General features: G+C 39.1%; 6 protein-coding genes. 2 read left to right on the top strand and 4 right to left on the bottom strand.

Features of this window, described 5'->3' with window-relative positions; all coding sequences use genetic code 11:
* Positions 1 to 605: IS3 family transposase (locus B154_RS0119025; protein ID WP_425423117.1), on the bottom strand; the 605-nt coding region annotated here is incomplete at its 3' end.
* Positions 606 to 759: 154 nt separating this feature from the next.
* The gene (locus B154_RS29105) at positions 760 to 1,167 is read right to left on the bottom strand and encodes a hypothetical protein (protein WP_018615919.1); all 408 of its coding nucleotides are present in this window, start codon (positions 1,165 to 1,167) and stop codon (positions 760 to 762) included.
* 577 nt (positions 1,168 to 1,744) lie between these two features.
* Between B154_RS29105 and B154_RS29100 the strand changes: the two genes are divergently transcribed.
* Positions 1,745 to 3,037: a glycoside hydrolase family 27 protein gene (locus B154_RS29100; protein WP_033412029.1), complete on the top strand. Its 1,293-nt coding sequence runs from the start codon at positions 1,745 to 1,747 to the stop codon at positions 3,035 to 3,037.
* 252 nt (positions 3,038 to 3,289) lie between these two features.
* On the opposite strand, the gene B154_RS0119005 is transcribed toward B154_RS29100, so the two are convergent.
* Together B154_RS0119005 and B154_RS0119000 are read right to left on the bottom strand one after the other, a co-directional pair.
* Positions 3,290 to 4,939 (bottom strand): RagB/SusD family nutrient uptake outer membrane protein, encoded by a 1,650-nt coding sequence (locus B154_RS0119005; RefSeq protein WP_018615916.1) that lies wholly within the window; start codon positions 4,937 to 4,939, stop codon positions 3,290 to 3,292.
* A 44-nt stretch (positions 4,940 to 4,983) separates the two neighbouring features.
* Positions 4,984 to 7,959, bottom strand: a complete 2,976-nt coding sequence (locus B154_RS0119000) for a SusC/RagA family TonB-linked outer membrane protein (RefSeq protein WP_018615915.1) — start codon at positions 7,957 to 7,959, stop codon at positions 4,984 to 4,986.
* A gap of 556 nt (positions 7,960 to 8,515) precedes the next feature.
* Between B154_RS0119000 and B154_RS0118990 the strand changes: the two genes are divergently transcribed.
* The gene (locus B154_RS0118990) at positions 8,516 to 9,901 is read left to right on the top strand and encodes a Gfo/Idh/MocA family protein (RefSeq protein ID WP_018615913.1); all 1,386 of its coding nucleotides are present in this window, start codon (positions 8,516 to 8,518) and stop codon (positions 9,899 to 9,901) included.
* Positions 9,902 to 10,249 lie beyond the last annotated feature (348 nt).

Below are 10,249 nucleotides of genomic sequence, written 5' to 3'. Positions count from 1 at the left end.
CTTGCAACTGCTTTTCTGGCTTCCTTATGATTTTGGAAATGCAGAGTTGACAAGAACTCTGATTTAATAATACCATTCATTCTTTCAGCTAGTGCATTTTCGTAAGGACTACCGTTTTGAGTCATGCTTATAGAGATANTATTAGCTAAAAGAATATCTACGTAATTTTCCGAACAATACTGAACGCCTCTNNCAGAGTGATGAATCAGTGCTGTTTTAGGATAAAGGCGATACGATAAAGCCATTTTCAAAGCTTCGATACAGCCAGCACTTTCCAGGCTAGGATACAAGGAGTATCCGAGGATCTTTCTGGAGTAAGCGTCGGTTATCAACGACAAATAACTGTATCCCTCTGCGGTCTTAACATATGTAATGTCAGCTACCCAAACCTGTTCCGAAGCGTACAGCTCAGTGTGTTCAATTAAATTTGGATACTTCTTTAACCAATGAAAGGAGTTAGTAGTAAGTATGCGCCCACGCTTTCTTCGCCTTACCAGCAGACCGTGAAAACGGAGAAGGTCGAAAAGCTGGTCACGGCCCATTTTAATTCCGTGTGCCTTCAGCATAGGTTCTATTTTGTAAAGAATTTTTCTTGTGCCTACCATTGGCATTGTTTCTCTTAAATCGCTTACCAATCGTAAAACAATCATGTGTGCAATACTTGTTTTCTTTTCATAGGCTTTGCTTCATAAAAGGCTTGACGAGTGACACCAAACAGTCCGCAAAGCTTTTCTAAGCCCATTGATGGATAAGTTTGCTTTATTCTTTTGACCGTTTGGTACCAGGCTTTTTTCTGATCTTGATTTGAAGATCTTCCTCAGCCACCTTGATCATCGTTTCCAAACCAAAAATTTTTAGCCTCGCATATTCCAAAGATTTTTCAAACTGACTGATTTGCTGTTTATACTCGTGCTCTTTTCTATCGCCGGAAATGTTAGATGACATCGACTTGTTCATTTTATCAGTTAAATCTCCAACACTAAGGCGAGTGATCCAAAACTTCAGAGTATTCCTGTTTAGCCCATATTTTTTGCAAGCCGACAATATCTTTAATGCGCCAGAGTCTATCTCTCCCACGATTAGTTCCATTTCTTCCTTGCTTGGACGAACATAAGGATGTTTGCTCAGGGGACTAGGTCGGTTTTTTTGCTTTCGTTTTTCTGTCATCCTATATTGTATTGCTGTAAAGCTATTTTAGGACTATACATTATCCTGGAACAAGTGGCAAAGCGAAAAGAAAAAGTCAATGATAAAGATGCAAATCCAAAATTATAAAGCTGCTGAATATGCGCTTTGTAAAAGTGGCTGAAGTGCTAATTTTCAGCAAGGGTCATAAATTGGCAGTAGTGTTAAAGTGATGGCATAGGAGATTAATTCTCTAATTCACAGGTTTCCAAACCATTTGTTATTACACAAACAGATGGTGAAAAAGGAGGCGGATCTGTTATTACATTTGAAGCTAAACAACTCATCGTGTTTCACTGCGAGTTACGGCAGTGATTTATGGATTTTTTAGAAAAGAAACGTAACGATTTAACTTGCTTTGATTTTCAATCCAGCTTCTCTTTTAGTGACCATCTTCTAAGATACTTCTAAACTTTTTAAATCAGAACAAAATAGAAGAATTTTTGTATATTGAATTTAAACTTTGATAAGAGCCAGGGGTAAACATGGATGAACAATCGGGAATTGTGGTACCCCTAATTTTATAAATAATAATTTCTCAAATCCTCCAGAAAAAGGCATGACAAAATTTAGTAGATCTTCAGTTTTTTTAAGTTGGGCTTTATTATATTTAGTTAGTGGATGCGTAGTAAAGAATACTATAAATAGCAGTAGCACGCTAAATGCAGCAATATCACAAGACCAAAACCTGGCAATAACCCCGCCCATGGGTTGGAATAGCTGGAATGCATTTGGAAAAAATGTAAATGAACAGGTAATTCGTGAAACTGCAGATGCAATGGTAAGTTCTGCTATGACGCAAGTAGGTTTTTCATACATTGTTATTGATGACATATGGCAAGGTGGAAGAGATTCTTCAACCGGGTTATTATATGCCGATGCTAAAAAGTTTCCATCAGGTATGAAAGCACTGGCGGATTATGTGCATAGCAAGGGACTGAAGTTCGGCATTTATTCAGATGCCGGAACCAAAACTTGTGGGGAAATGCCGGGAAGCTTTGGCTACGAAAAAAAAGATGCAAAACTATTTGCAGATTGGGGTGTTGATTTTCTGAAATATGATTATTGTTTTTGCCCTGATTATGTCTCTGCTAATAACGATTATAAAATGGCGATCAGCAGGTATAAAGCGATGGGAGATGCCCTGAAGGCGACAGGGCGTCCCATTTTGTTTAGTATCTGCGAATGGGGCCCACGTTCGCCATGGTTATGGGGCAAAGAGGTAGGAGGCCACATGTGGCGCACTTCTTATGATGTGGCCGATATTTGGGATAAGCCCCGAAACGAAACCAGTCCTGTTGGGATTCTTACTTCCATAGACGTGATGACTAATTTGGGTCGTTTTTCGGGTCCTGGTGGATGGAACGACCCCGACATGTTGGTTGTAGGATTAAATAATACAGGGTTTATAAAAGGAGGTGGTTGCAATGATATTGAATACCGTACACAAATGAGTATGTGGTGTATGTTTTCTGCTCCGTTAATGCTTGGTTGCGATATCCGTAATATGAATGAGGTAACAAAAACGATCATCCTGAATAAAGATATTATAGATATTGATCAGGACTCATTAGGAAAACAAGGGTATCGGGTAATGAGCAAAGACGGACTTGAAGCGTGGAAAAAACCTCTTACAGGTAACAGGATTGCCATTGCATTATTTAATCGCAATTCATCAAATAAAACTATTACTGCTTCCTGGAAGGACTTGGAGTTGGAACCTGGAAAGGGTTATAGCATATTTGATGTTTGGAAACATTCTTCTGTCGGCCAGGAAGATGCAACTCTTTCTGCTGACTTGCAACCACACGAATGCCAGGTTTTTGTCCTTTCTGCAAAAAAGAATAAATAACAAAACCTTTATTTGAAATTGCACACTAAATATACTTCACGCTTTCTGTTCCTTTTTTGCAAGAGTAATATCCTCATCATTCTGCTTCCAAATACTACAGTACGGGTACAACTGAAGATTACCGGACACCTGCAGCATCAATTGCTGCTAATAATTTGGGCTTTGGAACAGAATGTGGAAGTAGCTACTAATATGAGAATGAATTGAAAGAAGCCGGTTAAAGGATTGGCAATAACCGGCATATGAAATTTATTATTTAGGATATCCGGGGTTTTGCTCGAATGGTGTACTGGTTAAATTTATCTGGGATTGCGGTATCGGTCTTAAAACATGGTAGTCTTGAATTAGTGGTGCTGCCTGAGGGTTATATTTTCTTACTCGCTCAACCAGCCTTCCGGTGCGTGTCAGATCAAAAAAGCGCATTGATTCCCCGGCGAGTTCCCTTCCTCTTTCATTTAGGATAGTATCTATATTTATCTTATCGTAATCCATCTGAGACTCGAGGCCCGGATAGGCCGCACGCTCTCTCACTTTATTTAATTTTTGCAAAGCCTCGTCAGGTCTGCCGGCCCCCAGTAAGGCCTCAGACGCTGTTAAATAAGTATCGGCTAATCTAAAAGCTATGTAATCTCTGCTTCCGGAGGTTTCCGTCCTGGTGGGCCGGTTCTTATCAAGAAATTTGGTTAATACAGGAAACAAAGTTTCGGTGTATTGGCTTGGCTTTACAACCATATAGCGTTTTGTTACATTCAATTCTGTTCCTGGCATCCAGACAGCTGTATCTCCAAGATTAAATTTAGGATTGCCGTCTGCATCCTTCGGGATACTTTCTTCGTTATTACAATACCAGACCGTTTGAAAACTTTTATCATAACGGGAGTCAATTGAACGGTTATAGAAGTTATCAAGGCCGAACATAGTTGGTCGCAACTCTCTATAAGGCCGTCCATTTGCAACATCACGTTTCATTCCCGGCAAAATATCGTATTGCATCACGAAGAAAAGATGCAGCGAATTCCCTGTCTCAAAGCCCCAATCAATTGCTGTCTGATCATTGTTGACACTATTTAATTTATTATCAGTGTATTGTACTGACCAGATCACTTCGCTGTTCTTTTCGCCTTCGCCCTGTTGAAATACATCAGCAAAGTTATCGAGCAATTTGAAATTATAATTATTAATCACGTTTTCTGCTAACGTTGCAGCATGACTAAAATCATCTGGTTCTGCAGCATCGGTATAAGCGCGTGTAAGCAATACTTTTGCAAGCAAATGCTCCGCGGCGGGTTTAGTAGCTCTGCCGTAATCGCTCTGTTCAGCCGGCAAGTTGGTGATGGCGAAGTCAAGGTCTTCAACAATACTTGCATATACATCTTTTATAGGCGCCCGTGTTGCTTCGTATGAAATGCTTGTTGTTTCTTGAAGAGTGAGTACAACCGGGCCATACGTCTGTACAAGAATAAAGTAATTATAAGCCCTAAGCCACCGTGCTTCTGCAAGAGCCTTTGTCTTTTCTTCGGGAGTTAAATCAGGAACGGCATCAGCATGACGCAATACAGCATTGATGGTATTAATAGTATGATATGAATTATTCCACAGAGAAGTAATCCATAATTCATTCGGATCTAATTGGGAATTGTATAAATTAAAATATTTAAAGTCGCCGTCAGATGCGTTCGTAAATATATCTGTTCCAAGTTCAGTCATTTCCAGGCCTTTTTCTGAACCATAAAAATTACGGCAATCACTATATGCCGCGTTAAGACCTCCATAAAAGCCTGGCTTTGTATCAAGATAGCCATCTGTAATTCCTGATACGATTTTTTCATCCAGCATTTTCCTGCACGAAATTCCCGGTATAAGAAACAATATGCAAAAACAGGCTATATTTCTTCTTTTCATTTTGAAAAAATTAAAAATTGAGGAATGTAAGTTTTCTTTTTAGTTTAAAATCTTGCATTTAATCCTAACATGAATATTTTTGTTTGCGGCGTATTTATACCCATGTTCCTGTCAAACTCCGGATCTATCCCGTAATATTTATTGACGTATGGCGAGAAAAGAATAAATGGTTGCTGGGCGCTTACATAAATACGAAGAGACTGCATTCTTAACCGATCCAATAAACCGCGGGAAAAATTATAACCCAACTGCATGTTACGAATTTTCACAAACGATCCGGAAAAATATCCCAGAGTGCTTCCATTGGTTGGTCTTTCCTGATTTTTATTAGGACGCGGCCACATGTTTGTAGGATTTTCGGGCGTCCAGTAATCCATGTTCATCACGTTCGACTTACCAGACAATGTTGCAAGAGATTCATGATAATTGCTTTGAATCATACTGCCTTGACGAGTATATACAAAAATTGAAAAGTCAAATGCTTTATAGTTCAAACGGTTTGTCATTCCGCCTGTCCATTTTGGAATATCACTGCCCAATACCACTTTGTCAAGAGAATTAATTTCGCCGTTGTTGTCCTGATCCTTCAATTTAATTTGTCCTGGTACTGCGTTATATCCCGCAGCCTCACCTTCCTCTTTAGACTGCCAGATACCTATCTTTTCGTAGTCATAATACACAGTAAGCGGCTTACCAATAAACCATGCATTTTGAGGATCATCTTTTTTGCCGGTGGAAAGACTTACAATCTTTTCGCGGTTTGTATAAAATGTAAAATCCGTTTGCCATTTAAACCCTCCGGGAGAATTAATATTAACAGTAGATAACGATATTTCAAGTCCCTGGTTCTGCGTAGCGCCAATGTTACTTAGGATGGAAGTAAACCCGGTGTTAGCAGGTATTTGCCTGTTCATGAGAAGATCTGTGGTGTTCTGATGATAAAAATCAACTGAACCATTTATACGGTAACGAAACAAGCTGAAATCAACACCGAGATTAAAGGAACCTGTACTCTCCCATTTTAAATTAAGGTTACGAAATACACTTGGGTGAAAACCAAACGCACTTGTTTCTCCGAATGCATAAGCGGTTCGTCCGAGGCTGCCTTGAGTAGCGTAGGGATTGATCCCTGTGTTTCCGGTACGGCCATAGCCGGCTCTTATTTTAAGCTCAGGTAGAAAAGCAAAGTTTTTCATGAAATTTTCCTCGCTTATCTTCCATGCCAAAGCCATAGAGGGGAAATATCCCCATTGATGGCCTGGAGCAAAACGAGAGGAGCCATCTGCCCTAACAGTAGCTGTTAACAAGTATCTTTCCTTGTAAGAATAATTCAGCCTGCCCATATATGAAAGAATAGCCCATTTACTGTAATCACTTCCCACACTAAGTATTGTTGAAGCACTTCCCAGATTATAAAATTGTTGTGGATCAGCGGTTACACCTTCAACGGAGGACGAAAAACGTTCGAATTCATCTGACTGAACACTGAATAGCGCAGTTGCACCAAATGAATGTTCGCCGATCTTCTTCTTATAGTTCAGTATGTTTTCTACGGTATAGGAAAATTCTGAGCTGTGCATAGTGCTGGCTGCGGGAAGGCCTTCAGAGCGAAGACTTGTTTGGGAAGCACTAAACCTGCCGTTTCTTGTCGTGCTTAAGCTTGGACCAAAGTTTACCCTGGCACTAAGATCGTTCGTTATATTATATTCAGCGTACAAACTCGCGAAAAGACGTGATTGCTTGGTTTCGTCAACAAGTGCGCCAGGCACAAGATCTGATAGCGGGTTTTTCATAATGGTCTCTGAAGGATTTGGAAAGAAGATTAGTTTTCCACTGCTATCGTATGGAACTGTTAGCGGACTCAGGTTCAGTGCATCTGAAAGGGGAGAAAAATTTTCTCCATTCCGTTTGCTCAAAGATGTAAAGCTTGAAAATCCTAATTTCAATTTTTTTCCTACGTTTTGGCTCACACTTATCTTTAAGTTATACCGTGTAAAATCCTGTAAAGAGATTACTCCTTTTTCGTTAAAGAAACCACCGCTTACAGAATATTTGGTATTTTCGGTACCGCCCGAAATATTTAAATCATGCTGTTGTTTAAATCCATTATCGAGAATCATATCCTGCCAATTGGTAGAGCGTCCTATCGCCATAGATTCCACTTCTATTGGTGCCCATGGTGGTTCCTGGCCAATTGTTCTGAAAGCTTCTATTCTATATTTTTTATATTCCTTTCCATTCATTACATTATATTTCCCTTGGGGCGTGGTAATGCCGGTATACATCGAATAGGAGAGTACCGGTTTTCCTGTTTTACCTTTTTTTGTAGTAATCAGCACTACACCATTAGCTCCACGTGATCCATAAATTGCTGTTGCAGAGGCATCTTTCAGCACATCCATTGATTCAATATCATTAGGATTTATATCAGTCATATCACCCGTCATAGGGATTCCATCGAGCACATATAATGGATCGTTTCCGGCAGAAAAAGAACGTCTTCCCCTTATACGCACTGTAACTCCTGAACCAGGAGCAGTTCCATTTGAAACCACATCTATTCCCGGAGCACGTCCCTGAAGAGCCTGCTGAAAGTTAGTTAAAGGGAGCTCTGTGATTTGTTTCGAAGAAATAGAAGCGACAGAACCTGTTACATCTGTTCGTTTTTGCGTTCCATACCCTACGTTTACAATTACGTCTTGCAGGATGGCTGACTTTCCGCTCATAATCACATCTATTACACTACGATTACCAACAGTTACTTCCTGATCTTTATAACCAACAGTTGAAAAAATAAGTTTATCAGAAGGGCTGGCCTGAATTCTATATCTGCCATTTGTACCGGTTGATACGCCTCTGGTGCTGCCTTTTACCGAAACACTAACTTCGGAAATACCCGTATTTGCACTGCTATCGTAAACGGTTCCACTAATTTCCTGAAAGTTTTGCGCGGGAAGTGTGTAAGGGACTGAAACAATGAGAATAACCCAAAGGGTACAAGAAAAAATTCTCCTTTTCATTTTTGCAGTGAGTTTGGTTAACAAAATAAAAATTTGGAAAGAAAATAAAGGATGGAAAGCTCACAACAATTTCAGCTTTTTCTTTCTTTTAAATAGAAAAAAAAGCGAGAACGTTCTCGATAATGCAATGACCAGGAAAAAGAAGAATACTTAATTTTTTTTAAGGTATGGATATAGGCCAAACGTAGAAGTAACTAGCAGTGCATGAGCAATGTGATATATTCCAAGATTATATTCCGGTAACGTTCTCGGTATTTTCTGTACATTTTTAATTTTTTAACCCATAAGACTCCATAACTTGCTATCATAAGATGAATGTGTTTTGCATCATCCTTCATTCAGGAAATTCAAACTACTATAGCTTCAAAAAAAGTAAATCCAACAAGCAATGATAAAATTAGGGTTGTTAGGAAACACGTTTGATTTGTCAAGAAATTTCAGCGCCTGAATATAGATCCAATTGCATATTCCTGATCATTTAGGGATCATTTATAAGTACTATATACTATTGCGAATACTTTGTATTTTAATTTTTTCTATTTTATTAAGATATATTATGAGTAAAAAGAATGTTACACGCCGAAATTTCATAAGTAAAACTGCGGCGGGATTGGTTGGTGTCACTCTTTCAACAAGTGCCTCCGCAATGAGCGCGGCATCATACAAAAGAATTATCGGGGCAAACGATCGTATCAATATAGCCTTTTTAGGTTGTGGGGCACGCAGCAGTGATCATCAAAGTATGGTAAAAACCTCTGAAAAGCGCAAAAATTTGGGAGTGGTTGCGGTGTGCGATATTTGGAAACTTAATAAAGAAAAAGCTGCGGCGAATTGTAAAAAATTGTTCGGAACTGAAGTTAAGCAACTTAAATATTCCGAAGACCTGCTTAGCATGAAGGAGTTGGACGCAGTAATGATTGCTACCGGAGATTTTCAGCACGCAAAGCTACTTGCTGAAGTGGTTAAAGCTGGTAAAGATTGCTATTGCGAAAAGCCAATGGCTATAGATGTAGAAGATGCTAAACTGGCAAGAAGCGTGGTTCTATCCTCTAAACAAGTTGTTCAGTTAGGGTCACAATGGGTTAGTGACCCAATACAAAAAAAAGTTCGTGATATTGTACGTTCAGGTAAGTTGGGTCAGATTACAAAGATAGAACAGGTCTGGAATGATAATAATCATCGCTGGCATATTCCAAATGATCCTGATGTTGCGGCAATCAGGGAAGAAGATACTGACTGGAAAAGGTGGCTTCTGGGTAAACCTTATGAGGCCTTCGACCCATGGAAATATTTTGAATTCAGGATCTTCCGCGATTACTCCGGAGGAATAACATCGCAATGGATGAGTCATGGTAGTGGATTAGTTCATTTTTATACAGACACAGCTATCCCTGATTCAATGGTAGCAAACGGGGGAATATTTGGCTGGCCTGATATCCGTCAAAATCCCGATACTTTCCAGGCTCTTGCAACATATGATGATGCAAAATTTTTATATTCTTACGCCACAAACTTCGCAAACATGTTCGGGGACTATACCTGTATTCGCGGAAAAGAAGGAACTCTATTTGCGCATGGAGGAGAAGGCAGCTCACGTTGGTTTTATATTCCTGAACATCAAAATCTTCCGGGAGGATTTGACTTTTATGAAGGAATGAAAGATGCGATAAACAACAAAAAAGCGGAAATAATAACTACTGAGGAATACGGGATGAAACTAGGACCTGTTAATGTAAATGATAACATGCCTTTCCATCTTGAAAATTGGATCGATTGTATGAGAAACAGGAGCGTTATTCCTAACGGAAATATTCATACTGGTTTTTGGCATTCTATAGCAAGTATAATGGCCACACAAGCTTATCGTGAAGGAAAAAAATTATATTGGGATCGTAAAAAAGAAGAAATTGTTGATACAAAGCCTTCTTTAAAGGATGCCTGATTGTTTTGTGATAATAGAAAAATGAACCGAAGAACCGTCCTTTGAGAACTAACTCATTAAAGAAATTTCGTGTATACCACTAGTGACTAAAAGCCAGTGTTTCCATTTGTTTTAAGGATGCAACATCTCCACTGAGTAGTTAGTGTAATAAAAGAGGCTTGAGGTTTAGGTTAATGAATTATAAAACAAAGAATTTTAAAATCATAAAGGATATTGGTTTAACTCTATCCGAAATTTAAAATTAGCGGCATTAGAATTATGGTAATAGCTTAAGAAGCAACTTATGCATTTTTTCGGTAACGTTCTCGTTCATTTACTTAGCCTATTGCTGCCCTATCTTATAAATAC

It is taken from the genome of Segetibacter koreensis DSM 18137 (genome assembly GCF_000374045.1).
GTDB lineage: Bacteria > Bacteroidota > Bacteroidia > Chitinophagales > Chitinophagaceae > Segetibacter > Segetibacter koreensis.
This window is presented reverse-complemented; position numbering and strand designations above follow the sequence as displayed.

Excerpts from the sequence above, each read along its gene's own strand:
- B154_RS29105 (WP_018615919.1), bottom strand. The coding sequence starts at position 1,167 with ATGACAGAAAAACGAAAGCAAAAAAACCGACCTAGTCCCCTGAGCAAA.
- B154_RS29100 (WP_033412029.1), top strand. The coding sequence starts at position 1,745 with ATGACAAAATTTAGTAGATCTTCAGTTTTTTTAAGTTGGGCTTTATTA.
- B154_RS0119005 (WP_018615916.1), bottom strand. The coding sequence starts at position 4,939 with ATGAAAAGAAGAAATATAGCCTGTTTTTGCATATTGTTTCTTATACCG.
- B154_RS0119000 (WP_018615915.1), bottom strand. The coding sequence starts at position 7,959 with ATGAAAAGGAGAATTTTTTCTTGTACCCTTTGGGTTATTCTCATTGTT.
- B154_RS0118990 (WP_018615913.1), top strand. The coding sequence starts at position 8,516 with ATGAGTAAAAAGAATGTTACACGCCGAAATTTCATAAGTAAAACTGCG.